Origin of the sequence: Isoptericola sp. NPDC056573 (genome assembly GCF_042793335.1) — a bacterium.
Taxonomy (GTDB): Bacteria; Actinomycetota; Actinomycetes; order Actinomycetales; family Cellulomonadaceae; genus Isoptericola.
The window spans coordinates 204,508-229,673 of sequence record NZ_JBHTUY010000009.1; the positions used below are offsets into that span (position 1 = coordinate 204,508).

Annotated in this window: 23 protein-coding genes; 10 read left to right on the forward strand and 13 right to left on the reverse strand. The window is 74.8% G+C overall.

Features of this window, described 5'->3' with window-relative positions:
• Positions 1 to 28: 28 nt before the first annotated feature.
• Positions 29 to 1,051 (forward strand): cation diffusion facilitator family transporter, encoded by a 1,023-nt coding sequence (locus ACFQ8E_RS16685; protein WP_430551685.1) that lies wholly within the window; start codon positions 29 to 31, stop codon positions 1,049 to 1,051.
• 18 nt (positions 1,052 to 1,069) lie between these two features.
• On the opposite strand, the gene ACFQ8E_RS16690 is transcribed toward ACFQ8E_RS16685, so the two are convergent.
• The 4 genes from ACFQ8E_RS16690 to ACFQ8E_RS16705 form a co-directional block, all read right to left on the reverse strand.
• Positions 1,070 to 1,609 carry a methylated-DNA--[protein]-cysteine S-methyltransferase gene (locus ACFQ8E_RS16690; protein ID WP_430551686.1) on the reverse strand — a complete coding sequence of 180 codons (540 nt, stop codon included), beginning with the start codon at positions 1,607 to 1,609 and terminating at the stop codon, positions 1,070 to 1,072.
• Between the two features lie 70 nt (positions 1,610 to 1,679).
• The gene (locus ACFQ8E_RS16695) at positions 1,680 to 3,260 is read right to left on the reverse strand and encodes a DNA-3-methyladenine glycosylase 2 family protein (RefSeq protein WP_430551687.1); all 1,581 of its coding nucleotides are present in this window, start codon (positions 3,258 to 3,260) and stop codon (positions 1,680 to 1,682) included.
• A gap of 62 nt (positions 3,261 to 3,322) precedes the next feature.
• Positions 3,323 to 4,315, reverse strand: a complete 993-nt coding sequence (locus ACFQ8E_RS16700; protein ID WP_430551688.1) for an alpha/beta hydrolase — start codon at positions 4,313 to 4,315, stop codon at positions 3,323 to 3,325.
• A complete protein-coding gene (locus ACFQ8E_RS16705) occupies positions 4,308 to 5,378 on the reverse strand; it encodes an LppM family (lipo)protein (RefSeq protein WP_430551689.1) in 1,071 nt (356 codons plus the stop codon). The genes ACFQ8E_RS16700 and ACFQ8E_RS16705 overlap by 8 nt, the downstream gene beginning before the upstream one ends.
• Before the next feature lie 147 nt (positions 5,379 to 5,525).
• Here ACFQ8E_RS16705 and clpB point away from each other — a divergent pair, with 147 nt between their 5' ends.
• Positions 5,526 to 8,132: an ATP-dependent chaperone ClpB gene (gene clpB, locus ACFQ8E_RS16710; protein ID WP_430551690.1), complete on the forward strand. Its 2,607-nt coding sequence runs from the start codon at positions 5,526 to 5,528 to the stop codon at positions 8,130 to 8,132.
• A gap of 100 nt (positions 8,133 to 8,232) precedes the next feature.
• Here the strand turns inward: clpB and ACFQ8E_RS16715 are convergent, their stop codons facing one another.
• Together ACFQ8E_RS16715 and ACFQ8E_RS16720 are read right to left on the reverse strand one after the other, a co-directional pair.
• Positions 8,233 to 9,675 (reverse strand): RICIN domain-containing protein, encoded by a 1,443-nt coding sequence (locus tag ACFQ8E_RS16715; protein WP_430551691.1) that lies wholly within the window; start codon positions 9,673 to 9,675, stop codon positions 8,233 to 8,235.
• Positions 9,676 to 9,713: 38 nt separating this feature from the next.
• Positions 9,714 to 11,165, reverse strand: coding sequence for a pectinesterase family protein (locus ACFQ8E_RS16720; RefSeq protein ID WP_430551692.1), 1,452 nt, complete (start codon positions 11,163 to 11,165; stop codon positions 9,714 to 9,716).
• A gap of 184 nt (positions 11,166 to 11,349) precedes the next feature.
• On the opposite strand from ACFQ8E_RS16720, the gene ACFQ8E_RS16725 reads away from it, so the two are divergent.
• On the forward strand, positions 11,350 to 13,380 hold the full coding sequence (locus ACFQ8E_RS16725; protein WP_430551693.1) for a sigma-70 family RNA polymerase sigma factor: 2,031 nt from the start codon (positions 11,350 to 11,352) through the stop codon (positions 13,378 to 13,380).
• Positions 13,381 to 13,447: 67 nt separating this feature from the next.
• Here ACFQ8E_RS16725 and ACFQ8E_RS16730 read toward each other — a convergent pair whose 3' ends face one another.
• The 5 genes from ACFQ8E_RS16730 to ACFQ8E_RS16750 form a co-directional block, all read right to left on the reverse strand.
• Positions 13,448 to 14,314 carry a C40 family peptidase gene (locus tag ACFQ8E_RS16730; protein WP_430551694.1) on the reverse strand — a complete coding sequence of 289 codons (867 nt, stop codon included), beginning with the start codon at positions 14,312 to 14,314 and terminating at the stop codon, positions 13,448 to 13,450.
• Positions 14,315 to 14,740: 426 nt separating this feature from the next.
• The gene (locus tag ACFQ8E_RS16735) at positions 14,741 to 15,457 is read right to left on the reverse strand and encodes a septum formation family protein (protein ID WP_430551695.1); all 717 of its coding nucleotides are present in this window, start codon (positions 15,455 to 15,457) and stop codon (positions 14,741 to 14,743) included.
• A 17-nt stretch (positions 15,458 to 15,474) separates the two neighbouring features.
• Positions 15,475 to 16,365, reverse strand: a complete 891-nt coding sequence (locus ACFQ8E_RS16740) for an exodeoxyribonuclease III (protein WP_430551696.1) — start codon at positions 16,363 to 16,365, stop codon at positions 15,475 to 15,477.
• A 40-nt stretch (positions 16,366 to 16,405) separates the two neighbouring features.
• The gene (locus tag ACFQ8E_RS16745; RefSeq protein WP_430551697.1) at positions 16,406 to 17,191 is read right to left on the reverse strand and encodes a MerR family transcriptional regulator; all 786 of its coding nucleotides are present in this window, start codon (positions 17,189 to 17,191) and stop codon (positions 16,406 to 16,408) included.
• Positions 17,192 to 17,213: 22 nt separating this feature from the next.
• Positions 17,214 to 17,735: a VOC family protein gene (locus ACFQ8E_RS16750; protein WP_430551698.1), complete on the reverse strand. Its 522-nt coding sequence runs from the start codon at positions 17,733 to 17,735 to the stop codon at positions 17,214 to 17,216.
• A gap of 68 nt (positions 17,736 to 17,803) precedes the next feature.
• Here ACFQ8E_RS16750 and ACFQ8E_RS16755 point away from each other — a divergent pair, with 68 nt between their 5' ends.
• Genes ACFQ8E_RS16755 through ACFQ8E_RS16770 form a run of 4 tightly spaced genes read left to right on the forward strand, consistent with a single transcriptional unit; the run spans position 17,804 to position 21,309 of the window.
• Positions 17,804 to 18,577, forward strand: a complete 774-nt coding sequence (locus tag ACFQ8E_RS16755) for an SDR family NAD(P)-dependent oxidoreductase (RefSeq protein ID WP_430551699.1) — start codon at positions 17,804 to 17,806, stop codon at positions 18,575 to 18,577.
• 55 nt (positions 18,578 to 18,632) lie between these two features.
• On the forward strand, positions 18,633 to 19,934 hold the full coding sequence (locus ACFQ8E_RS16760) for a SpoIIE family protein phosphatase (RefSeq protein ID WP_430551700.1): 1,302 nt from the start codon (positions 18,633 to 18,635) through the stop codon (positions 19,932 to 19,934).
• Positions 19,931 to 20,515 (forward strand): orotate phosphoribosyltransferase, encoded by a 585-nt coding sequence (gene pyrE, locus ACFQ8E_RS16765; RefSeq protein WP_430551701.1) that lies wholly within the window; start codon positions 19,931 to 19,933, stop codon positions 20,513 to 20,515. Before ACFQ8E_RS16760 ends, pyrE begins: the two co-directional genes overlap by 4 nt.
• Complete coding sequence (locus ACFQ8E_RS16770; protein WP_430551702.1) at positions 20,512 to 21,309, forward strand: hypothetical protein; 798 nt, start codon at positions 20,512 to 20,514, stop codon at positions 21,307 to 21,309. The genes pyrE and ACFQ8E_RS16770 overlap by 4 nt, the downstream gene beginning before the upstream one ends.
• A gap of 12 nt (positions 21,310 to 21,321) precedes the next feature.
• Here ACFQ8E_RS16770 and ACFQ8E_RS16775 read toward each other — a convergent pair whose 3' ends face one another.
• Together ACFQ8E_RS16775 and ACFQ8E_RS16780 are read right to left on the reverse strand one after the other, a co-directional pair.
• A complete protein-coding gene (locus tag ACFQ8E_RS16775; protein WP_430551703.1) occupies positions 21,322 to 21,537 on the reverse strand; it encodes a hypothetical protein in 216 nt (71 codons plus the stop codon).
• Positions 21,538 to 21,595: 58 nt separating this feature from the next.
• Positions 21,596 to 22,336, reverse strand: coding sequence for an HAD-IIA family hydrolase (locus tag ACFQ8E_RS16780; RefSeq protein WP_429735840.1), 741 nt, complete (start codon positions 22,334 to 22,336; stop codon positions 21,596 to 21,598).
• A gap of 103 nt (positions 22,337 to 22,439) precedes the next feature.
• Here ACFQ8E_RS16780 and ACFQ8E_RS16785 point away from each other — a divergent pair, with 103 nt between their 5' ends.
• The 3 genes from ACFQ8E_RS16785 to fbaA all read left to right on the forward strand — a co-directional run bounded on the left by ACFQ8E_RS16785 (position 22,440) and on the right by fbaA (position 25,104).
• Positions 22,440 to 23,282 carry an SDR family oxidoreductase gene (locus ACFQ8E_RS16785; protein ID WP_430551704.1) on the forward strand — a complete coding sequence of 281 codons (843 nt, stop codon included), beginning with the start codon at positions 22,440 to 22,442 and terminating at the stop codon, positions 23,280 to 23,282.
• Complete coding sequence (locus tag ACFQ8E_RS16790; RefSeq protein WP_430551705.1) at positions 23,279 to 23,974, forward strand: TrmH family RNA methyltransferase; 696 nt, start codon at positions 23,279 to 23,281, stop codon at positions 23,972 to 23,974. Before ACFQ8E_RS16785 ends, ACFQ8E_RS16790 begins: the two co-directional genes overlap by 4 nt.
• Before the next feature lie 110 nt (positions 23,975 to 24,084).
• Complete coding sequence (gene fbaA / locus ACFQ8E_RS16795) at positions 24,085 to 25,104, forward strand: class II fructose-bisphosphate aldolase (RefSeq protein WP_429766120.1); 1,020 nt, start codon at positions 24,085 to 24,087, stop codon at positions 25,102 to 25,104.
• Positions 25,105 to 25,166 lie beyond the last annotated feature (62 nt).

Consider the following 25,166-nt stretch of genomic DNA (forward strand, 5'->3'; position numbering starts at 1 on the left):
CCACGTCGCCGCGCCGGACCTTTCCGCGATGCCGGACCCGTTCGAGGCGCTGAGCCGCCCGGCCGACACCGAGCCGGGCGCCGCGCCGCCGGAACCCCTCGCGAGCCCGCGCGTCGTGCAGGACGCGCACGCCGGCGGCGAGAGCACCGTCACCGTGATCATCGCGTTCGCCGCCAACGCGTTCGTCGCCGTCGCGAAGTCCGTGGCCGCCACCATCACCGGGTCGGCGTCCATGCTCGCGGAGGCCGTGCACTCCTGGGCGGACACCGGGAACGAGATCTTCCTGCTCGTCGCCGACCGCCGCTCCCGGCGTCCCGCCGACCGCGAGCACCCGCTCGGCTTCGGCCGCGAGGCCTACGTGTGGTCGATGTTCGCCGCGATCGGGCTGTTCGCCGTCGGTGCCGGCGTGTCCATCACGCACGGCATCCAGGAGCTGGTGCACCCCGAGCCCGCGAGCGACTTCGGCGTCGCGTACGCCGTGCTCGGCCTCGCGTTCGTGCTCGAGGGCTTCTCGTTCCTCCAGGCCAGCCGGCAGGCGCGCGCCGAGGCGAAGAAGGCCGAGCACGACGTGCTGCACCACGTGCTCGTCACCTCCGACCCGACGCTGCGCGCCGTCTACGCGGAGGACGCCGCGGCCCTCGTCGGCCTCGTCGTCGCGTTCGGGGGCGTGCTCGCGCACCAGCTCACGGGGTCGCCGGTGCCCGACGCCGTCGGCTCGATCGTCGTCGGCGTCGTGCTCGCCGTCGTCTCCCTCGTGCTCGTGGACCGCAACCGGCGGTTCCTCGTCGGGGAGGCCGCCCGGCCCGAGACGCGGGCCGCCGTGCTCGCGCACCTCGTGACGATGCCGCAGGTGGAGCGGGTCACCTACCTGCGGCTCGAGTACGTGGGGCCGAGGTCGCTGTACCTCGTGGCCAGCGTCGACCTCAGCGGCAACGAGCCGGAGGAGACGGTCGCGCGGCGCCTGGACGACCTGGAGCGGGCGGCGACGCGGGTGCCCGTCATCGCCGGTGCGGTGTTCACCGTGTCCACGCCCGAGGAGCCCTCGCTCTGACCGGCCCCGGCCCCGGGATCAGCCCGCGTGCCGCGCCTCGTGGGCGAGCAGGCTGCGCTTGACGTCCAGGCCGTACCGGAAGCCGCCCAGGCTGCCGTCGGTGCGCAGCACCCGGTGGCACGGCACGAACAGGGCGGCGGCGTTCATCGCGCACGCGCCCGCGGCCGCGCGGACCGCGGCGGGACGGCCGGACAGCTCCGCGTACCGCGTGTAGGTGACGGGGTCGCCGGCGTCGACGGTGCGCAGCACGTCCCACGCGTGCGCGCGGTACGGGCCGGAGACCTGGCGGACGGGGACGGCGTCGATCGCGTGCACGTCGCCGGCGTAGTAGGCGCGCACCGCCGCGACGGCGCCGGCCACCGCGGGGTCGTCGTCGGGCACGGTCGTGGTGGCCGTGGGCCGGACGTCGGGGTGGACGAGGCCGACCAGGGAGTCGGCGTCCGTCGTCCAGCCCGACGCGAGGACCGTGCCGTCCGGGTCGACGACGACGGTGAACGGGCCGTCGGGGGTGCTCAGGGTGGTGGTGCGGGCGGTGGGGACGGTGGTCGTGGCGGTCATCGGAACCTCCGGGGTCTGGGGTGGGTGCCGCGCATGCGGCTGCGCTCGGACTGACGGCTGAGAAGGTGCGCTACCGCATGCTCGGCGGCAGGGCGGCGCGCCACAGGTGCAGGGCGGCGTACGAGCGCCACGGCGCCCACCGCTCGGCCCGGGCGGCCAGGGCGCGCGAGCGCGCCGTGCGCGGGGCGTCGTCGGGCAGGCCGAGGTCGACGCCGGCCGCGGCAGCGCCCGCGAGGAGCGCGACGTCGCCGTCGAGCCAGGAGTCCGGGTCGCGCAGCACGCGCATCGCCACGTAGGCGGCGGTCCACGGCCCGATCCCGCGCCGCGCGACGAGCGCAGCGCGCAGGGCCTCGCCGTCGTCGCCCACCCCGACGGCGAGGGTGCCGTCGTCGAGGGCGCGGGCGGTGTCGACGACCGTCGCGACCGACCGGGCGGGCAGGCGCAGGTGGTCCGCCGCCGCGGCCGCGACCTGCGCGGCCGTCGGGAACAGGCGCGTGAGCCCCGGCACCGCGGAGTCGTACGGGGTGCCGGCGCCGGCCGCCAGCCGGCCCAGGTGCGTGCGCGCGGCGGCCACGCTGATCTGCTGGCCGACGATGGCGCGCACCACGATCTCGTGCGGGTCCACCGTGCCGGGCAGCCGCAGACCGGGCGTGCGGGCGACGAGCGGGGCCAGCGCGGGGTCGTCGGCGAGGGCGGTGTCGACGGCCGCCGGGTCGGCGTCCAGGTCGAGCAGCCGGCGCAGGCGGGCGACGGCCACCGAGACGTCGGCGGCGGACGCGAGCTCCAGGCGCACGGCGACCCGGCCGGGCCCGACGCCCGGCCCCGCCAGGACCTCCGCCGCGCCCGGCCCGTGGGGGAGCCGCAGCGTGCGGGCGTACCGGACGTCGTCGCCGTCGAGGTCCGCGACCTCCACGCCGTCGACGGCGCGCGCCGCGAGGAAGGCGACGACCCCGCGGGCGTCGAACGGCTCGCGCACCGGCAGCTCCAGGTCGAGGCGGACCCGCGCGACGTCGGCGCCGTGACCGCCGTCCGTCGCCTGCCGGAAGGGGTGGTCGGGGCGGGCCCGGCGGCGGCTGCGCGCGCGCAGCTCGCTCGGCGCGACGGCGAAGACCTCGGTCATCGTGTCGTTGAACTGCCGGATCGAGCCGAACCCGGCCGCGAAGGCGACGTCCGCGAGCGGCAGGTCGGTGCCGACGACGAGGCTGCGCGCGGTCTGCGCGCGCTGCGCGCGGGCCAGGGCGAGCGGGCCGGCGCCGAGCTCTGCGGCGAGCAGGCGGTGCACGTGCCGCGCGCTGTACCCGAGGCGGGACGCGAGCCCGTCCGTGCCCTCGCGGTCCACCACGCCGTCGGCGATCAGGCGCATCGCGCGACCGGCGAGGTCGTGCCGCAGGTCCCAGGCGGGCGTGCCGGGCGCGGCCTCGGGCAGGCACCGCTTGCAGGCGCGGTAGCCCGCCTCGTGCGCCGCCGCCGAGGTGAGGTAGAAGGTGACGTTCTCCGGCTTGGGCGTGCGCGCCGGGCAGGAGGGGCGGCAGTAGATGCCGGTGGACCGCACCGCCGTGAAGAACTGCCCGTCGAACCGGGTGTCGCGCGCGGCGATGGCGCGGTAGCGCTCCTCGAACTCCCGTGCGTCGGGGCGGGCTGTCGTCGTCATGTCCCCATCCTCACGCGCCCCACCGACCAGGTGCTAGCGGGAATCGGACACGACCGTGGGCGCTAGGGGAGAGCCTCGATCCAGTCGAGGACGGCGGCGAGGTAGGCGTCGCGGGCGGGCCGCGGTGACAGGGCCAGGTCGTGGGTGCCGCCCGCGACCGTACGCACGGTGACGTCGCCCCCGAGCCGCCGCGCCCGTTCGCGCATGTGCGCGACGTCGAGCACGGTGTCCGTGGTGAGGTGCTGGTCCGTGGTGGACCGGTCGGAGGTCAGCACCAGCACCGGGATCCGGAGCCCCAGGCCGCGCGCGAGGCGGCGCTGCGCGCGCAGCACCGACCGCAGCCAGGCGGCGCGGACGGCGAACGGCTCGTGCGGCTTCCACGCCGCGTCGAAGTCCCACTCGCCGCCGTGGGCACGGTGCAGGGCCCGCGCGTAGCCGTCGTCGAGGTGGTTCACGACGGCGCGCGGCGCGACGACGCCGAGGGCCTCGACGAGCGCGGTGGCGGCCACCCGCACCGGGCGGGGCTTGTTGAGCTGGACCCAGGGGCTGTTGAGCACCAGGGCGTCCGCCCGGCCCGGCCGGGCCGCGGCCCACAGCGGGGCCACCAGCCCGCCCGTGGAGTGGCCGAGCAGCACGAGCCGCTCGTGCCCCGCGGCCCGGACGACGGCAGCCGCGGCGTCGAGGTCCTGCGCGTACACGGCGATGTCGCGCACCTGGTTCGGGTCGCCGCCGGCGGACACCTGGGCGTCCCAGGCGCGCCCGTGCCCGCGCAGGTCGACGGCGTAGAACGCGAGCCCGCGCCCGGCGACGGCCGCCGCGAGGTGCGGGTGGAAGAAGTAGTCCGCGAACCCGTGGACGTACAGCACCGCCGTGCGCGCGACGGCGCCGCGAGGTCCCGGCGTGCCGTCGTCAGCAGGCGTGGACGGCACGTGCCGCACCAGCACGGCCTCCGCGCCACCGGGCAGCGGCAGCGTGCGCGCCCGGAACTCCGGGCCGAGGACGTCCTCGCGCCACGCCCCGGGTCCGGGGAGCGGCGCGGCCGGCGCCTCAGGCACCCTGCGCGGGACCGGACGGACGGTCCTCGTCGCCGGGGCGGTCCTCGGGCGTGCCCGTGACGTCGGGCTCGACGTCGGGCTCGGTGGCGCCGCCGGCGGGCTCCTGCCGGACCGTGTCCTCCTCGCCCGGGCGGCCGGGCTCCAGCGGCTCGGCGACGGGGCCGGTCGTGGGGCCGGCGGGCGGGGCGGTCTCGGGCGCGGCCTCCGGCTCGAGCGGCTCGGCGACCGGGCCGGTGGTCGGCTCGGCGGGCGGGGCCGCGGGCGTGCCGAAGACCTGCTCCTCCGGCGTCGGGCCGGCGGCCGGCACGGCCCCGGGGGCGGCCTGCGCGGCGAACGCGGCGTCGCCCGTCGCGGTGCCCGTGACCGTCGACGTAGCGGGACGGCGGTTGTTCCGCACGACGAACCACACGACGAGGCCGATGACGACCAGCCCGACGACGAGGCCGACGATCCACCACGGGAAGCTGCTGCCGGCGGTGGCCGAGCCGACCGCGTGGATCTCGGTGTTCTCGCCGACCTTCGGCGTCCAGGTGACGGTGTTGCCGTCGACGGTGCCCGTGGCGTCGCTGACCGGCCCGGGGAACGTGACGGCGAGGCGGACGTCGAAGGCGTCCTGCACGTTCTGCGGCAGCGACTCCAGCTGGTCGGCGCCCTCGGAGAGGTCCATCGTGCCGTCCACGACGTAGGTGTCGCCGTCGCGGGTGATGGTGAGGTCCTCGCCGCCCTCGCCGGAGATCTGGCTGATCGGGGCGTCGGTGAAGGTGTACCTGGTCCCGGTGTACTCGTCGTCGGAGTACGGCTCCTGGGACGTGCCCTCGGGCAGGTTCTGGGAGAGCTCGCCGCCGGCCTGCTTCCACAGCTCGCCGGGCTCCATCCCCATGGTCTCGGCGAGGCTGTTCGAGACGGCCATGACGATCGAGCCGGAGACGGTGTCGTCCTCCGACAGCGTCATGTCCATGTCGACCTTCATGCACCCGGCGAGGGCGAGGAGGCCGACGGCGGCCAGGGCCGCCGCGATCGCGGTGCGGAGGCGGCGCACGGGGCCGCGGGCTGGAGTGGTCACCGGCCCAGCATCCCGCAGCGGCCGCCGGGGAGCCACCCGGCACCCCGGGCGCCTTGCGCTCAAAGTTGAGCGGAATAGACTCAACTTTGGCGGCGTTCCCCCGACAGGAGTCTGACCCGTATCACCGCACGTCATCCCGGAGGTCCCATGGACATCAAGCTCACGACCATGTCGCAGCAGGCGCTCGGCGACGCCGTCCAGTCGGCGTCGGCCGCGGGCAACCCCCAGCTCGAGCCGGTGCACCTGCTCCAGGCGCTGCTCCAGCAGAGCGGCGGCGTCGCCGTCGGCCTGCTCGACGCCGTCGGCGCGAACGCCCAGCAGATCGGCCAGCGCGCCCGCGCGGCCCTCGTCGCCCTGCCGCAGGCGAGCGGCTCCGCCGTCGCGCAGCCCGCGCCGTCGCGCGCGATGAGCGCCGTGCTGGAGAACGCGGGCAAGGAGGCCGAGGCGCTCGGCGACGAGTACGTCTCGACCGAGCACCTGCTCATCGCGCTCGCCGCCGGGCAGTCCGCCGCCGCCCAGGCGCTGACCGAGGCGGGCGCGACCGCCGACGCCCTGCGCGCGGCGCTGCCCGCCGTCCGCGGCTCGTCCCGCGTCACCAGCCCCAACCCCGAGGGCACGTACAAGGCGCTGGAGCAGTACGCCAGCGACCTCACGCAGCGCGCCCGCGACGGCAAGCTCGACCCGGTCATCGGCCGCGACTCCGAGATTCGGCGCGTCGTGCAGGTGCTCAGCCGCCGCACCAAGAACAACCCCGTCCTCATCGGCGAGCCCGGCGTCGGCAAGACGGCCGTCGTCGAGGGCCTGGCGCAGCGCATCGTCGCGGGCGACGTCCCGACGTCCCTGCAGGGCAAGCGCCTCGTCGCGCTCGACCTGGCGGGCATGGTCGCGGGCGCCAAGTACCGGGGTGAGTTCGAGGAGCGCCTCAAGGCCGTGCTCGAGGAGATCACCGCGTCGGACGGCGAGGTCGTCACCTTCATCGACGAGCTGCACACCGTCGTCGGCGCGGGCGCCGGCGGCGAGGGCGCCATGGATGCGGGCAACATGCTCAAGCCCATGCTCGCCCGCGGCGAGCTGCGCCTGGTCGGGGCCACGACCCTCGACGAGTACCGCGAGCACATCGAGAAGGACCCGGCCCTCGAGCGCCGGTTCCAGCAGGTGTTCGTCGGCGAGCCGTCCGTGGAGGACACCGTCGCGATCCTGCGCGGGCTCAAGGAGCGGTACGAGGCGCACCACAAGGTGACGATCGCGGACTCCGCGCTCGTCGCCGCGGCCGCGCTGTCCGACCGGTACATCACCGGCCGGCAGCTCCCCGACAAGGCGATCGACCTCGTCGACGAGGCGGCGTCGCGGCTGCGCATGGAGATGGACTCCTCGCCCGTCGAGATCGACGAGCTGCAGCGCGCCGTCACGCGCCTCGAGATGGAGGAGGTCGTGCTCAAGGAGTCCGACGACGCCGCCTCCACCGAGCGCCTGGAGCGCCTGCGCGCCGACCTCGCGGACACCCGCGAGCAGCTCGCCGCGCTCACCGCGCGGTGGGAGTCGGAGAAGGCCGGCCACAACCGCGTCGGCGACCTGCGCGCCCGCATCGACGAGCTGCGCACCGAGTCCGACCGGCTGCAGCGCGAGGGCGACCTCGAGTCCGCCGCCCGCCTCCTGTACGGGGAGATCCCGCAGGTCGAGCGCGAGCTCGCGGAGGCCGAGCGGGCCGAGGCGTCCCAGGAGGCGGACGAGGCCCAGGCTCACGAGGCGCCGATGATCGCCGACAAGGTGGGCTCCGACGAGATCGCCGAGGTCGTTTCCGCCTGGACGGGCATCCCCGCCGGGCGCCTGCTGCAGGGCGAGTCCGAGAAGCTCCTGCACATGGAGGACGTCATCGGCGAGCGGCTCATCGGCCAGACGGCCGCCGTCCGCGCGGTGTCCGACGCCGTGCGGCGCTCGCGGGCCGGCGTGGCCGACCCCGACCGTCCGACCGGGTCGTTCCTCTTCCTCGGCCCGACCGGCGTCGGCAAGACGGAGCTCGCCAAGTCGCTCGCGGACTTCCTGTTCGACGACGAGCGCGCCATGGTGCGCATCGACATGTCCGAGTACTCGGAGAAGCACTCCGTGTCGCGGCTGGTCGGCGCCCCTCCGGGGTACGTCGGCTACGAGGAGGGCGGCCAGCTCACCGAGGCCGTGCGGCGGCGCCCCTACTCCGTCGTCCTGCTGGACGAGGTGGAGAAGGCGCACCCCGAGGTCTTCGACATCCTGCTCCAGGTGCTCGACGACGGGCGCCTCACCGACGGCCAGGGCCGCACGGTCGACTTCCGCAACGTCATCCTGGTGCTGACGTCGAACCTGGGCTCGCAGTTCCTCGTGGACCCGGCCCTGGACGACGCCGCCCGTCGCGAGGCGGTGATGGCGGCCGTGCGCGCGTCGTTCAAGCCGGAGTTCCTCAACCGGCTCGACGACGTGGTGATCTTCGACGCGCTGAACGTCGAGGAGCTGGGCGAGATCGTCGACCTCCAGGTCGCGGCGTTCGCGAAGCGCCTGGCAGACCGGCGCATCACGGTGGACGTCACGCCCGCCGCGCGCGAGTGGCTGGCGCTGGAGGGCTTCGACCCGGCGTACGGCGCCCGCCCGCTGCGCCGCCTGGTGCAGCGCGAGATCGGCGACCGGCTCGCCAAGGAGCTGCTGTCCGGCGCCGTGTCCGACGGCGGCACCGTCGTCGTGGACCTCGACCCGGACGCCTCCGGCCTCAGCGTCACGCCGAGGTAGCTCGAGGCCCGCCGAGGTAGTTCCGAGCCTGCCGAGGTAGTTCGTGACTCCGTGTCACGAACTACCTCGGCACGTCACGCACTACCTCGGCGGGGCGGGGTCAGCCGATGGAGGCCTGCGGGCCGGCGCCCGCCCGCACGACCGACGGCACGTCGGCCGCCGGGTCGAGCGTGTACGGGTAGAACGACGCGGGGTCGAAGGCGGTCCCGCCGCTCTCCTTCTGGCCGGTGGAGTCGACGACGATGCTGCCGGACTGGGCCAGCGCGGCGGTGTCGTCGCGGTAGTACGGGTCCTTCACCCGCTCGAAGTAGCTGTTCTGCAGCACCATCCTCGTGCCGCCGCGGGCGTAGTTGCCGTAGCTGGCGACGTCCTGCAGGTAGTTGTTGTAGAGGTGGGCGTAGGCCACGTTGTCGGTGCTGGGGTTGCGCTGGTTCGTGGCGCGGATCCAGTTGTGGTGGATCGTGATCTTCGCCGAGACGTTCTCCGTCCAGCCGATGCCGAAGGCCTTGTTGTTCTCCTCGAGGACGTTCCACGACACGGTGAGGTTCGTGGTGTCCTTGCGGGAGTCGATGAGGCCGTCGTTCATCCGCGTGAGCCGGTTGTGGTCGATCCAGACGTGGTCGGCGCCGTCCATCTGGATGGCGTCGTAGTCGAACTCCTTGTCGTCCGGGTCGTCCTCGGTCATCCGCGTGTCCCGGATGGTGAGGTTGCGGAGGATGACGTTGCTGGTGGTGTCACCGAGGAAGAAGCCCCCGCCGACGATCTCGCCCGACGTGCCCTTGCCGACGATCGTCTTGTCCGACGCGACCTTGAGCTCCTTGCCCTTCGGCGAGATCGTGATCGGCGCGGCCACGGTGATGACGTACCGGCCCGAGGCCGTCACGTACTTCTCCAGGTCGGCCTGCGTCGTGACGGTCACCGCCGTGCCGCCGGCGCCGCCGGTGGTGCCGCCGTCGGTCGAGGCGAAGCCGTCGGCGGTCGCCGACCAGCCGCCCCCCGAGCCCGCGGGGGTGAAGGAGACCTGCTTGTTGGTGTTGTGGGTGCAGCCTTCCTGGACGAGCGCGGCGCCGTCGGCGGTGGACGCGCCCGCGATGCTGAGGCAGAGCCCGTTGGCGGCGTTCGCGACGAGGTAGGAGCCGTCGCGCGAGGCGGTGAGGGTCCACTGCTGGTTGGTCTGGGCGGGTTTGCAGCTCCATTGCTGGATGCGGGTGCCGACGACGTCGGTGCCGCTGGGTACGTCGAGGCAGCGGTCGCTGTTGATGTTGCGCAGCTGGTAGGTGGTGGAGCTGACGGGCTCGAGGCGGAACTGTTGCCAGGTGGCGCCGCTGCAGCCCCACTGCTGCAGCTGGGCGCTGTTGTCCTTGGAGCCGGCGACGACGTCGAGACACTTTCCGCTGCGGGCGACGGAGAGCTGGTAGGTGCCGGCGGCAGGTGCCGCGGCGGCCGTGGTGGTGGTGCCGACGGCGAGGCCGGTGGCCAGGACGGCGGCGGTGGTGACGGCGGCCAGGAGACGCCGTCCGCGGCGGTGCGAGGGGTCGGACATGGTCGATGGTCCTTTCTCAGGGCGTACAGGGGTTGTCGTCATGGCTGGCCCACCGGGTTCCAGCCGTCGGAACCCGCGAGGTACTTCTGCGGGGTGTACTCCGCGGCCTGGGAGTCCGAGAGCTGGGGCCGGTTGCTGTTGACCCCGGCCCCGGCGCCGGTGTTCCGGTACTCGAGGAACCGGGCGTTCTGCCAGGTGCTGCCCGACATGTCGGTCCACGGCTGGGACGTCTTGACGGTCGCGGACAGGTCCGACTCGCGGTACAGCACCTGGGCGCCCTGACGCCACGGCCGCCCGAGCTGGGTCGTGCCGTTCGTCGCCCCCGTGATGCGGGACTGGTAGAAGAGGAACCCGTACTTGCGCTCCGCGGGGGTGCTCGCCGCCGTGATGGGGCCGCCGGTGGTGCGCTTCTCGTGGATCGTGCTGCGGTGGAACACGGCGATGCCGCCGCCGTAGATGAAGTCGACCGTGCCCTCGACGTACGTGTCGGTCACGTAGGCGCGGGCGGCGTCGTTGATCAGCAGGGTGTCCTGGTCGCCCAGGAGGCGCAGGTCGTCGAGCAGGATCCGGTCGGCGTTGAGGTAGAGCGCCAGGGCCTGGTCGCCGTCGCCTGGCTCGGACTCGTCGTGGTCGTTCGACACGGTGAGGTTGTCGGCGCTGAAGTTCGCGCCCTCCACCACCACCGTGGCGCTGCCCCGGTGGCTGCCACCCTCCCCGGCGCTGACGCCGTCGACGATCACGACGTCGTCCGGGTCGTCACCGAGCCCGACGAGGTCCACGAAGGGCTTGTCCTTGTCGATGACGACCTTGCCGCGGTAGGTGCCCGGGGCGACGGTGATGCGCTGGCGGGACGTCGCGTTCGCGGGGACCGCGTCGACCGCCTCCTGCACCGTGCGGTACTGCCCCGAGCCGTCGGCGGCGACGGTGGCGTCCTCCGTCGAGCCGCCGCCGGCGGCGGCGAACGTCCACTGCTTGTTGGTGTTGTGGGTGCAACCCTCCTGGATCACGGCCGCGCCGCTGGCGGTGGACGCGCCCTGGATGCTGAGGCAGAGGCCGTTGTCGACGTTGGCGACGAGGTAGGACCCGTCGCGCGAGGCGGTGAGGGTCCACTGCTGGTTGGTCTGGGCGGGCTTGCAGCTCCACTGCTGGATGCGGGTGCCGACGACGTCGGTGCCGCTGGGCACGTCGAGGCAGCGGTCGCTGTTGATGTTGCGCAGCTGGTAGGTGCCACCGGCGACGGGCTCGAGGCGGAACTGCTGCCAGGTGGCGCCGCTGCAGCCCCACTGCTGCAGCTGGGCGCTGTTGTCCTTGGAGCCGGCGACGACGTCGAGGCAGTGTCCGCTGCGGGCGACGGTGAGCTGGTAGGTGCCGGCGGCGGGTGCCGCGGCGGCGGCGGTGGTCGTGACCCCGACGAGGAGCCCGGCGGCCACGGTCGCGACGGCGACGGCGCCGGCGAGCCGTCGACGGCGGTGCTTGGGGGTGTCGGTCATGTCCGACGGTCCTTCCCTCAGGCTGACGGACCGGTGCCCGGTCCGTGGCCCGCGTCGTCGCGGGCCACGAGGTAGACGGTGGGCCGGGGACGACGACAACACTTTTTCATCGATGCACCGCTCGCTAGCATGCAGGCGGTCCGACGACGGCGCGGACCGGCCGGCGACGAGGACGGAGCACGACGTGGACGCGACGGCCGACCGGGTGGTCCGCGCCCAGGGCGGCGACCACACCGCCCTCGGGGACCTCCTCGCCGAGCACCTGCCGCTCGTGCGCGGCGTCGTCGCGCGGGGGCTCGGTGACGACGGGACCTGCGCGGCCGACGTCGACGACGTCGTGCAGGAGACCATGCTGCGGGCCGTGACGTCGCTGGGCGCCTTGCGCGACCCCGCCCGGTTCCGGTCGTGGCTGGTGACGATCGCCTACCGGCAGATGCAGGAGCACCACCGCGCCCGCCGCGGTCGCCCCGTCCCCGCCGACCCGACGCTGGCCCGGGTCGCGGACCCGGGGCCCTCGCCCGACGTGCGGGCGACCGTGGACGTCGTCGTCGCCGACCAGCGGCGCGGCCTGGTCACGGCGGGCCGCTGGCTCGACCCGGTGCACCAGGGCGTCCTCGGCCTGTGGTGGCAGGAGCTGTGCGGCGGGCTCGGCCGGGGCGATCTCGCCCGCGCGCTCGGCGTCGGCCGGCGCCACGCCGCGGTGCGGGTGCAGCGGATGCGGGCGCAGCTCGCCACGGCCCGGGGCATCGGCCTCGCGCTCGACGCGGTCCCCCGCTGCAAGGGTCTGGACAGCGCGGCCGCCGGCTGGGACGGCGCGCCGTCGCCCCTGTGGCGCAAACGGCTGGGCCGCCACGTGCGGGACTGCCCGGCATGCTCCGGCCTCGCCACGACCCTGGTGCCGCCGGAGCGGCTGGTTCCCGCGATCGGCCTGGTGGCGATCCCGGCGGGGGCGGCGCACGACGTCGTGCGCGGGCTCCTCGACGCCGGGGCGCCGGCCCCGCCCGGGTGGTGGCACGCCCTCGCGGGGCAGCTGCGCGACGGGTGGGACGCGCTGGTCGCGCGCCCGGTGGCGGCGGTGACCGCGACGGCGGTCGTCGTGGCCGGCGGCGGGGCGGCGGTCACGACGGTGGTGCTGCCGGGACCCGAGCACGCGGCACCTGTGGTGGCGGCGTCGCACGCGCCGGTGCCCTCGGCACCGGTCGACCCGGTCGCGGCGCCGGCCGCGGAGCCGCCGCCCGACGGGCCGACGTCGGGCGTGCCCACCGCCGACCTGTACGTCGCGCCCGACGGCTCCGACACGGCGGACGGCAGCTGGGCGCGCCCGTTCGCCACCGTGGCCCACGCGGTGGCGGTGGTCCGGCCCGGCCAGGTGATCGCGGTGCGGGGCGGCACCTACCGCGTCGAGGAGCCGCTGTCGATCACGACCGACGCCGCCCCGGGCGACCGGATCACGCTGAGCGGCTACCGCGACGAGCGGGCGGTGGTGGACCTCGCGGGCGTGCCCGCCGACGAGTGGCCCCTCGTGCAGGAGGCCGACCACTGGACGGTCCAGGACCTCGAGGTCCGCGGCTCGCGGAGCCACGGCTACCTCTGCGTGTCCTGCGTGGGCGGGGTGTTCCAGCGGCTGCGCGTGCACGCGAACACGCGCTCGGGCCTCGAGCTGCGCGGCGCGGGGACGGCCCACAACGTCGTCCGTGACAGCGAGTTCTACGACAACCACGACGACGCCTCCCGCGGCGACGCCGGGCAGGGGCTCGGGATCAAGTTCGGCTCGGGCGCCGGGAACGTGGTGGAGGACAACCGCTTCTTCGACAACGCCGACGACGGCGTCGACCTGGGCGAGTTCGCGAGCCCGGTGACGCTGCGCGGGAACGAGTCGTTCGGCAACGGCGTCGATCGGTGGGGCATCGAGGGCTGGCACGGCAACGGGGGCGGCTACACCCTGGGCGGCGGGGACGACCCGCCCGCGGTGGCGCACGTCGTCGAGGGGAACGAGGCGTGGGGCAACGGGCACCACGGCTTCGCGGACGGCGGCAACGCCGGGGCGATCCGGCTGGTAGGGAACACGGCGCGGGACAACGGCGCGGCCGGGTTCTTCCTGGTGACCGCGGCGGCGGTGGTGCGCGACAACACGGCGTCGGGCAACGACGTCGCGGCGAAGCTGGGCGACGACGTCGTCGCGCGGGGCAACTCCTGGCCCGCCCCGCCGGGCTGAGACCACAGGCGTCGAGCCCCCGACCTCGCGTGGCGGAGGCCGGGGGCTCGACGGGTGCTTCGGGAGGTCAGACCGCCTTGCTGCTGACCCGGATGAACGTCGGGTTCGACTGCCAGATGCTGCGCTTGACGACGCCGACGCGCGGGTTGCCGGCGTCGATCTGCTTGCCGTTGCCGATGTAGATGGCCACGTGGCCGGGCGACCAGATCAGGTCGCCGGGCTTGGCGTTCTTGCGCGAGACCTTCTTGCCGACGTGCTTCTGCGCGGACGACGTGCGCGGCAGCTTCTTGCCGATCGCCTTCTTGTACACGTAGGAGGTGAAGCCGGAGCAGTCGAACGAGCTCGGACCGGTGGCGCCGGAGACGTAGCGGGCGCCGACCTTCGTCTTCGCGATCGCGACGACGGGCGAACCGGCGCGCTTCGCGGTCGCGGTGACGGCGGACGTGCCGACCTTGCGGAGCTTCGAGCTGCTCGGCAGGACGAAGATCTGCATCTTGTTCTTGCCGACCTTGTGCATCGACCAGTTCGGGTTGAAGGTCGCCTTGCCCTTGTGCAGCGTGCGGGTGGAGACCGACTTCCCGTTGACGAGGAGCTTGGCCTTCCCGGCCACGGCCTTGCCGGAACGGGTGGCGGTCACGGTGTAGGTCGGGCGCTTCGAGGCGCTCATGTGCTTGACGACGGTCTTCTTCCGGGCGACCTTGAGCGTGACGGTCGACTTGTAACCCTTGGCGGCCTGCACGGCCACCGAGCCGAGGTTCGCGGAACCGACGTTCGCGGAGGTGGCGCCGGTGGCGGCGGACGCGTGGGGGGCGACGGCGACGAGACCGCCACCCGTGAGGGCGCCGGCGACGGCGAGGGCGATGATCGCCCGGCGGGGCCGGCGAGCGGCCGCGGCGGCGGTGCCGGGGCGCGCGGAGGCAGGGGACGTGGACATGGGGCGTGACCTCCAGCCTGCGAGATGAGCTGTCGGGTGAGGCCGAGATCGTTGGCCCGCCACCAGAGGTGGCTGAACCCCAAGGCCGGGAGCGTCCGGGCGGTGTGCCCGGGCGGCCGGCCGGAAGTGGGTCTCCCGCTGCTGCCGTGAGGTTCGTGGTCACCGGGACGCCGGCAGCACTCGGCTGCGTCCCGGTCGGCCGGCACCCGTGGCAGGTGCGGTCGAGGGACGCTAACCCCGCGGACCCTTCGAGGTCACGTTCCGATAACAGGCCCCGCGTGTCGCTGGCGCGGGGGGCGGTGGGCATCCGTGCTGGACGAGTCCGGTCAACCCGGAGCGAACCGGACGCGGTCGCGTGATACCGGATGTGACCAAGATCACTGTAAGAATCCACCCGTGGGGGGATATCGGAGACGTCGACCGTCCTCAGGCCAGCAGGTCGACCGTCCCGGGAGTCTCCGACACGGCGACGCACAGTCCCGTGCGGTCGCCGGCCGCCCAGCCGGCCTCCGACGGGGTGAGGACGACGAAGGTCAGCCCCTCCGCGTCGCGGCCCGCGGTGCCCAGCAGGCCGGGGCCGCAGTCGGCGGACGCCTTGCGCACCAGCGCGTCGTGACCGGGCCACACGGCGCCGGCCGCGGAGTCCGTGCGCCCCACCACCTGTGCCCCGTGCTCGCCCGCGCACGGCACGACGGTCACCCGGCCGACGTCGCCGGGCGGCAGGTGCCGCAGGCAGGACCCGAGCACGAGCTGCGCCGCGTTCACCTCGCGCGCCCCGGTCACCGCGGCCGGCACGGGCGCGGTCGCCCGGTCGCGTGCCGTCGTGACCCCGATCGCGACGGCGCCGCCGACGACGGCGAGCGCCACCACCGCCACGGCCGCGCGACGCACGCCGCGGCGCGCCCGGGCCGAGGCGCCGCCCCCGGCCCGGGGCCGTGCGCCGTCGCGGGGCGGGGGCGCGCCGTCGTCGCCCGTGCCCGGCAGGCCCAGGCCGGCGAGGCCGTCCGCGGGCAGCACGCCCGCCGGCGTCGGCGCGGCGAAGACCGGCTCGGCGGGGGTCGGCGCGGCGTCGGGTGCGGCGTCGGGTGCAGGGTCGGATGCAGGGCCCTGCGCGCGGTCGTGCGGGTTCGGGTCCTGGGTCACGACGTGCTCCGTGCGCGTCAGGCCGGGTCGGCGAGGTCGAGGATCACCGGGACGTGGTCGCTGGCGCCCTTGCCCTTGCGCTCGTCACGGTCGATGGCGACGGCGGTGACGCGCTCGCGCACGGCGGGGGAGGCGTAGGCGAAGTCGATGCGCAGACCCTTGTTCCGGGGGAACGCGAGCTGCTGGTAGTCCCAGTACGTGTAGGTGTGCTCGGCGGGCAGGTGCTCGCGCGTCACCTCGGTGTAGCCGGCGGTCGCGAACGCCGTGAAGGCCTCCCGCTCGGCGGGGGTCACGTGGGTGTGGCCCTCGAACGCGGCCGGGTCGTAGACGTCCGTGTCGAGCGGGATGACGTTCCAGTCGCCGACCAGCGCGACCGGAGTGCGGGGATCGGCGGCGAGCCAGCCGGACGCGGCGTCGCGCAGCGCGCCCAGCCACGCCAGCTTGTACGCGTAGTGCGGGTCGCCGATCGCGCGGCCGTGCGGCACGTACAGGGACCACACGCGCACGCCGCCGCAGGTGGCGCCGAGGGCGCGCGCCTCGATCGGCGGCGGCACGTCGAGCAGGGTGGCCGGCGCCTCGTCGGGCGTCGGGTCCGGGGCCTCGTCGGGTGCGCCGGCCGGTGCGGCGTCAGCGGCCGCGGCGGGCTTGGCGAACCCCGGCTGGCCCGGGAAGGACGTCTCGACGTCGGTGATCCCGACCCGGGACGCGATGGCGACGCCGTTCCACGCCGAGTGCCCGGTGTGCGCCACCTGGTAGCCGGCGGCCTCGAACGCCGCGTGGGGGAACTGCTCGTCCCGGCACTTGGTCTCCTGGATGGCGAGCACGTCCGTGCCCGAGCGCTCCAGGAAGGCGATCACCCGGTCGACGCGGGCACGGACGGAGTTGACGTTCCAGGTCGCGAGGCGCACGGGCGCCAGGCTACCGGCGGTCGCCGACGCCCTCGGGAGCTCATTCCCACGTCGCCGTGTCGGGGTCGACGCCGTGCGTGCGGGCACCGGCGTCGATGACCTCGCGCAGCCACGCCGTCAGGCCGGGGCGGCGTCGGTCGTGCTGGGCGGTGAAGTCGGGGTCGGCGGCGTACATGCGCCCGATGACGACGTGCATCGAGGGTGTGACGTCGAAGTAGGCGCCGAGCGATGCACGATGGCGCTCGGCCAGGGCGTCGGCCTCGGCACTGCCGGGCGCGACGCCGCGGCCGAACGCGTCCGCGAGGTCGTCGAGGACGCGTTCGGCCTCGGCGGCGACCTCCCGCCACTCCTCGGGGGTGCGCTCGGCCGACCGCTCCGCGAACTGGGCCCACTGGTCGGTGTCGCCCCAGCGTGCGCGGGCCCCGGCCGCCCACGACGGCTGCCAGTTGGCGCCGAACAGGGCGACCTGCTCCTCGGGGGACAGCAGGACGCCGCGCTCGCGCGCCTCGACCAGCCGGTCGAGGGCCTCGGCCGCACGCTCCAGCCGGCCCAGCCGCTCGCGCACGAGGTCGCGCTGGCGGCGCAGGGACGCGTCCGCGCCCCGCGGGGAGTCGAGCAGCGCGCCGATCTCGTCGAGCGGCACGCCGAGCTCGCGGTACAGGACGACGCGGTGCGCGCGCGTGAGGTCCGACGCCGTGTACAGCCGGTAGCCCGCGGCCGTGCGCGCCGACGGGTGGACCAGGCCCACGGCGTCCCAGTGGTGCAGCGTCCGGACCGTGACGCCCGCGGCCCGCGCCGCGGCGCCGACGGTGAGGCGGGTCGTCATGGCGACCAGTCTGCCCGCCGCATCAGCCCTCGGCGCCGAAACCCAGCTCGTCGCGCACGGTCTGCGCCTCCGGGCCCGCCGGGTCCCACGGGCGGGCGGCGGTCATGACGACGCGCGTCCGCTCGGGGGTCACGACCTCCAGGTCGAGGGTGCCCCACGGCTGCAGCCGAGGGCCGCTCGCCGACCCGGGCGCGACGCGCTCGCACGCGGCCGCGATCTCGTCGATCTCGCCCTGCACGCACGAGAAGCTCACGCTCAGGGGGCCGGCCTCGGCGGCGGGCGTCGCGGGCACGAGCAGCACGTCCTGGAACGCCCACCGGCGCAGGTGCACCACCGTGCCGGGGGCGGCGAAGAGCTCGAAGAAGCCGAGGCCGCGCACCCAGAAGTCGGTGGAGGCCTCGAGGTCGGCGGTCGGGACGTTGACGAACATCGGCATGCCGTAGATGCCGCGGAACTGCTCCGGCGGCTGCACGCCGGGGCCGGGACGCGGCACGGGGCCGATGCTGAACGCGGGGAAGAACGCGGGGAAGGTGGTGTCGGTCATGCGGCCAGCGTGGGCCCTCACGTCGCGTGAGGGTCAACCCCGCCGCGTCCGCCCTCTAGGCTGCCCCCATGGGTACCGCGCTCGTCACCGGCGCCACCGCCGGCCTCGGTCTGGAGTTCGTCTGGCAGCTCGCCACGGCGCGACACGACGTGGTCGTCGTCGCGCGTGACGCCGACCGCCTGGAGCAGGTCGCCGCGCAGGTGCGCGCGGCGGCGGGCGTGCGGGTGGAGGTGCTGCCGGCGGACCTGTCCGTCAAGCAGGACCTGGAGCGGGTCGCGGCGCGGCTCGCCGTCACCGGCGACGAGGAGGGCGACGACCGGCGCCCGGTGGGCCTGCTCGTCAACAACGCCGGGTTCGCGACGGCGCAGTCCTTCGTGCGCGGCGACCTCGCCGTCGAGCTCTCCGCCCTGGACGTCATGGTCCGGGCGGTGCTCGTGCTCTCGCACGCGGCCGCCGGGCAGATGACGGGCCGCGGGCGCGGCGCCATCCTCAACGTGGGCTCGATCGCCGCGCTGACCGCCGGCGGCACCTACGCCGCGGCGAAGGCGTACGTCCGGTCGTTCACGGAGGGCCTGGCCGTCGAGCTCAAGGGCACCGGCGTCACCGCCACGGTGGTGAGCCCCGGGTTCGTGCGCACCGAGTTCCACGACCGGGCGGGCGTGGACATGTCCACGATCCCGGACGCCGGCTGGCTCGACGCCCCGACCGTCGTCTCCGAGGCGCTCGCGGACGTGCGGCGCGGCGTCGTCCTCTCGACACCGTCGGTCCGCTACAAGGCGGCCGCGGCCCTGCTGCGCCTGGCCCCGCGCGCCGCGGTCCGTGCCGTCGGCAAGTACCGCTGACCACGGCCTGCACCGAGGCTGGGCGAGATCCGGCCGCCTGCCCCACGATGGAGATGTGATCGGGGGGCGAGCACCTGCGACGGACACCGGGGACGGTCGGAGCGCCCTCCCCGGCGGCGACGCGCTGGACTACCGCGACCTCTTCGACGCGCTGGCCGTGCCGAAGATCGTGCTGGACCCCGACCTCGTCGTGCTCGACGCCAACCGCTCGTACACCGAGCTGCTCGGCATGCCGGTGGACGCGCTGGTCGGGCGCACGCTGGCCGACGCGCTGGCGCAGGTGCCGGGCGGCCCTCCGCCCGTGCCCCATGCCATGGACGCCATCGCCCGGTGCCTGCGCACGGGCATGCCCGAGGTCGTCGAGCCGACCCGGTGGGACCTGCCCGACCCGCGCACGGGCGAGACGGGACCGCGGTACTGGATGCTCCTCGCGCTGCCGGTCACGCGTGCGGGCGACGCCGCCGTCCGTGCCGTCGTGGTCCGGGTGGAGGAGGTCGACGCGGCCGACGTCGAGGGCACCGACGGCTACGCCACACCGGAGCGCTTGTCGTGGCACAGCACGGTGGCGCGCATGCGGGCGAACGCCGCCGCCGAGCGCGACGCGGCAGTCACCCTGCAGTCCTCGGTGCTCATCCCGCCGCCGAAGGTCCCCGGGCTCGCCGTGGACGTCCGGTACCAGCCGGCCAACCGGATCACGCGGGTGGGCGGCGACTGGTACGACGTCGTGCTCCGGGAGTCGGGTCGGGCGGTGCTCGTCGTGGGCGACGTGGCGGGGCACGACGTCGACGCGGCGGCCACGATGTCGCACCTCAAGGGCGTGCTGCGCACCGTCGCGGTCGAGGACGACGCGGGCCCTGCCGCGATCCTCGACCGGGCCGAGCGCGCCGCCGCCGTGCTGCGCATCGAGGCGTTCGCGGCGATCACGGTCGCCGTCGTCGAGCCGCCCGCGCCCGACGGGTCGCGGCGCGTCACCTGGGCCCGCGCCGGGTCCCTGCCGCCGCTGGTGCGGCGTGCCGACCTCGGCGCCGAGCTCCACGGCGAGCGTCCTGGCCGGCTGTTCGGGCTGCGGCTGCCCGAGGCGCGGCCGGAGTCGACCCTCGTGCTGGCACCCGGCGCGTCGCTGCTGCTGTTCACGGACGGCCTCGTCGAGCGGCGGGGCGAGCCGCTGGTGGACTCCCTGGAGCACCTGCGTGAGGACGTGGAACAGGTGGTGGACGCGCGGCTCGAGCGGCTGGCCGACTGCGTGCTGGCGCGGAGCACGCCGATCCGGGGTGCCGACGACGTGGCGGTGGTCGCGCTCCAGGTGGACGGCGCCCCCGCGGTCGGGCCCGAGGCCGTCGGTACGATGACCGGGTGACCTCCTCGGATACCGCCTTCGGCCCCACGCCCCGCGAGCAGCTGCGCGACCTCATCACCGAGCTCGCCGTCGTGCACGGCAAGGTGACGCTGTCCTCCGGCAAGGAGGCCGACTACTACGTCGACCTGCGCCGCATCACGCTGCACCACCGCGCCGCCCCGCTGGTGGGCCACGTGCTGCTCGACCACCTCGAGGAGGTCGGCCTCGGCACGGCGGAGGTGGACGCCGTCGGCGGCCTGACGCTCGGCGCCGACCCGATCGCGGACGCCCTGCTGCACGCCGCGGCGTCGCGCGGGCAGGACCTCGACGCGTTCGTCGTCCGCAAGGCGGCGAAGGCGCACGGCATGCAGCGGCAGATCGAGGGTCCCGAGGTCGCGGGCCGCAAGGTCGTGGTCCTCGAGGACACGACGACGACCGGCGGGTCGCCCATCACGGCGATCGAGGCGCTGCGCGCCGCGGGGGCCGAGGTGCTCGGCTGCGCCACGATCGTCGACCGCGCCACCGGCGCCGGCGAGAAGATCGAGGCCCTCGGCGTGCCCTACCACTACCTCTACGACCTGGCCGACCTGGGCCTCGCGTGAGCGGACCTGCCGCGCGACGGCCGAGCCCGGCGCTCCTGGTCGCGCCGATGGTGGTCGTGGTCGCGGCGGTCGTGCTCGCGGCGCTCGGGGTGTTCGACCTGTGGGTCGCTTACGTCCTCGTGCCCGTGGCCGCCGTCGTCGGCGGGCTGGGTTACCTGCGCGCCCAGCGCCGCTTCGTCGTGCGGCGGGGCGAGGACGTCGACCGGCTCGTCGCGGCCGGGCGGTGGACGGCGTACGGCGGCGCCGGGCAGCCCGACGTGCCACGCGACGTGCGGTCGTTCCCGAAGCGCGAGCCGCTCGCGAGCGACGTCGGGCACACGATCGGCGAGGTGCTGCGCAGCCGGGTGGACGGTCGAGACCTGTGGACCCTCGAGCTGGGCGTGCAGCGCCGCTCCGCCGGCACGATCACCGAGACCGGCGCCCGGGAGTCCGGCCCGGCGACGCTGACCGACCCGTACCACCTGGTCGTCACGCGTCTCGACCGCGCGCACGGCACGGTGGAGGTCTCCGCCGCGGGCCTCGCCGACGCGCTGCGGGCCGACGTCGAGGTCGGCGTGCCGGACTTCGACCGCGCGTTCCGCGTGAGCTCCGAGAGCGAGCGCACCGCCCGCGCGTGGCTCGGCGACGGCGGCGGCGCGGACCTCGCCCGCCAGGGCGTGGACGCGCTGCACGGCGGCCGGCTGCGGCTCGACGGCGACACCCTGCTGTGGTGGCGCAAGGGCCACCAGGACCTGGACGTCGTCGACGACGTCGCCCGCCTCGTCGCGCGGGCCGCGGCGTACGCGCCGCGCTGACCCGACGGTGCGTCAGCCGCGGCGGCGCCCGAGCAGGAACCCTGCGCCCAGCCCCACCAGCAGGGTGCCCAGCCCGAACAGCACCCACATCAGCACCCACCTCGACGTCCCCGGGACGAACGCCGTGTCGGAGAGCGGGGCGTACGCGAACCAGCCGAACGACGCGTAGCCCACGGGGCGGGTCAGCACCCAGGCGATCATGCCGGCGCCGACCACGATCGAGAGCACCGCGGGCCAGGTGCCGCGTCGTCTCCGGGAATCCCTTGGCCCGGGGACCGGTGCGTCGTCAGACACGGCCGATGAGGTCCGCGATGGAGTCCACGACGTGCGACGGCCGGAACGGGTACGTGTCGACCTCGGCCGCCGAGGTGGAGCCGGTCATGACCAGGAAGGTCTCGAGCCCCGCCTCGATCCCGGCGACGACGTCGGTGTCCATGCGGTCGCCGATCATCGCCGTCACCTCGGAGTGGGCGTCGATGCGGTTGAGGGCGGAGCGGAACATCATCGGGTTCGGCTTGCCCACGTAGTACGGCGAGCGGCCGGTGGCGGCCTGGATCATCGCGGCGACCGCGCCCGTGGCGGGCAGCGGGCCCTCGGCCGACGGCCCGGTGGTGTCCGGGTTGGTGGCGATGAAGCGGGCGCCGTCGCGCACGAGGCGGATCGCCTTGGTGATGGCCGTGAACGAGTAGGTGCGGGTCTCGCCGAGCACCACGTAGTCCGGGTTCGACTCGGTGAGCGTGTACCCCGCCTCGTAGAGGGCGGTCGTGAGGCCGGCCTCGCCGATCACGTACGCCGAGCCGTTGGGGATCTGGTCGGTGAGGAACTGCCCGGTGGCCAGCGCGGACGTCCAGATCGCCTCCTCCGGCACGTCGATGCCCGACGTCGCGAGGCGGGCGCGCAGGTCGCGCGGCGTGAAGATCGAGTTGTTCGTGAGCACGAGGAACGGCCGCTCCGCGTCGCGCAGCGCGCGGATGAACTCCGGCGCCCCGGGGATGGCCTGCCCCTCGTGCACGAGGACACCGTCCATGTCGGTCAGCCAGCACTCGATCCGTCGTTCGCTCACGCGCCAACCCTAGTGCGCGGGCCGCCCGTGTGCGTGGGCGTCCCCGTGCGTCGGCCAGGATGGGCGCATGACGACGATCGTGGTGGTGGGCGGGACCGGCCAGGCGGGCCGGGCCGTCGTGCGCGAGGCCGGGGCGCGGGGGCACGACGTGCGCGTGGTGTCGCGGCGGCGCCCGGAGGACGTCGCGGAGCTGGGCGGGGCGGCGCACCACGCGGTGGACCTGCTCGCGGACGACGACGCGGCCGTGAGCGCGGCGCTGACCGCCGCGTTCGACGGCGCCGACGCCGTGGTGGACACCAGCAACGGCATGACGCCCGGCGCGCAGGCCGTGTTCACGACCGGTGCGCGGCGGGTCGCGGACGCGGGCGGCCGCGCGGGCGTGGGCCGTGCGGTCGTGCTGTCGATCGCGGCGGTGGACCAGAGCGAGTACCCCTACTACCGCGCGCACGCCGAGCAGGAGCGCGTTTACGCGGCCGGGCCCGCGCCGGTGACGGTCGTGCGGGCCACCCAGTTCCACGGGTTCCTCGACCTCTTCTTCGGCCGCGGCAGCCGCCTCGGCGCCTGGTCGCGGCTCGGGCTGTTGCCGTACCCGCGCGGCTGCCGCTTCCAGACGATCGACCTGCGCGACGTCGCCCGCGCGCTCGTGGACGCGGCCGAGGGAGAGGACCCGCTCGGGGTCGGGCCCGCCACGGGCCCCTCGGGCGCGCCGACCGCCACCGTCGGCGGGCCGCAGGTGCTCGACGCGCGGGCGATGGCGGACGCGTGGCGGCGGGCCCGCGGCTCCCGCCGGCTGCCGGCGGGGGTGCCGCTGCCCGGGCCGCTCGGGGACTTCCTGCGCGCCGGGCGCAACCTCGTGCCGGACGCCGCGGCGGGCACGACCACCTACGACCAGTGGCTGGCCGGACGGTGACCGGCACCGGGCGCGAGCCCGAGCGCGAGGTCGGCGTCGGCCCGTGGCCCGGCGGCCCGTCCGCGTGGCCCCGCCGCGCGGACGGTGCGCCGGACCCGCGCTACGACCCCGAGCTGCTGGAGCACGGCGACCGCCGCAACGTCGTCGACCGCTACCGCTACTGGACCGTCGAGGCCGTCGTCGCCGACCTCGACGTCCGTCGCCCCGACGGCCGGGAGCTGCACGTCGCCATCGAGAACTGGGCGCACGACCTCAACATCGGCTCCGTGGTGCGCACGGCCAACGCGTTCAACGCGGCCGGGGTGCACGTCGTCGGCCGACGGCGGTGGAACCGGCGCGGCGCGATGGTCACCGACCGCTATCTGCACACCCACCACCACCCGGACGCGGCGGCGCTCGCCGCCTGGGCGGCGTCGGAGGACGGCGGGGCCGGCCTGCCCGTGATCGGCATCGACAACGTGCCCGGGTCGGTGCCGCTGGAGGCCTCCGACCTGCCCGCCCGCTGCGTGCTGCTGTTCGGCCAGGAGTCCACCGGCCTGACGCCGGAGGCGCAGGCGGTGTGCGCCGACGTCCTGCACATCACCCAGCACGGCTCCACGAGGTCCCTCAACGCGGGCGCCGCGGGCGCGATCGCGATGCACGCCTGGGCGTCGCGGTGGCTCCCTCCGTCTCACGGAGCCGACGGCATGTGACTCTCATGACCCGGACGTGAGAAAATCCGGTTGCATGCGGGTCGCACGGCGCCCGTCGCGACGAAGCATCCCGCTGCATCCTCGTACGCCCCGTCATTGGAGTACCGCAGATGCCTATCGCAACCCCCGAGGTCTACGCCGAGATGATCGACCGGGCGAAGGCCGGCAAGTTCGCCTACCCCGCCGTCAACATCACCTCGTCGCAGACCGTGACCGCCGCTCTCCAGGGCTTCGCCGAGGCCGAGTCGGACGGCATCATCCAGGTCTCCGTGGGCGGCGCCGAGTACGCGTCTGGCTCCACCGTGAAGGACCGCGTCGTCGGCTCGCTGGCCCTCGCGGCCTACGCCACCGAGGTCGCGAAGAACTACTCGGTGAACATCGCGATCCACACCGACCACTGCGTCAAGAAGAACCTCGACTCCTGGGTGCGTCCGCTGCTCGCCCTCGAGGCGGAGCAGGTGAAGGCCGGCAAGAACCCGACCTTCCAGTCGCACATGTTCGACGGCTCGGACATCCCCCTGGACGAGAACCTCGTCATCGCCGCCGAGCTGCTCGAGCTCTCGCAGGCCGCGCGCACCATCCTCGAGATCGAGGTCGGCGTCGTGGGCGGCGAGGAGGACGGCCACGAGGCCGAGATCAACGAGAAGCTCTACACGACGGCCGAGGACGGCCTCGCCACCGTGCGCGCCCTCGGCGCCGGCGAGAAGGGTCGCTACCTCACGGCCCTCACCTTCGGCAACGTGCACGGCGTGTACAAGCCGGGCGCCGTGAAGCTGCGCCCGTCGATCCTCGCGGACATCCAGAAGGCCGTCGGCTCGGAGATCGGCAAGGAGAACCCGTTCGACCTCGTGTTCCACGGCGGTTCGGGCTCCACGGCCGAGGAGATCTCCGAGGCGGTCGACAACGGTGTCATCAAGATGAACATCGACACCGACACGCAGTACGCGTTCTCGCGTCCCGTCGCGGACCACTTCTTCCGCAACTACGACGGCGTCCTCAAGGTGGACGGCGAGGTCGGCAACAAGAAGGCCTACGACCCGCGCGCCTGGGGCAAGCAGGCCGAGGCCGGCATGGCCGCCCGCATCGTCGAGGCCGCGCAGCAGCTGCGCTCCGCCGGCCACAAGATGTGACCTGCCACCTCACGCCGAGGTAGTTCGGCGTCGGGGTCTCGAGGTCGAAGCCGGGGTCGACG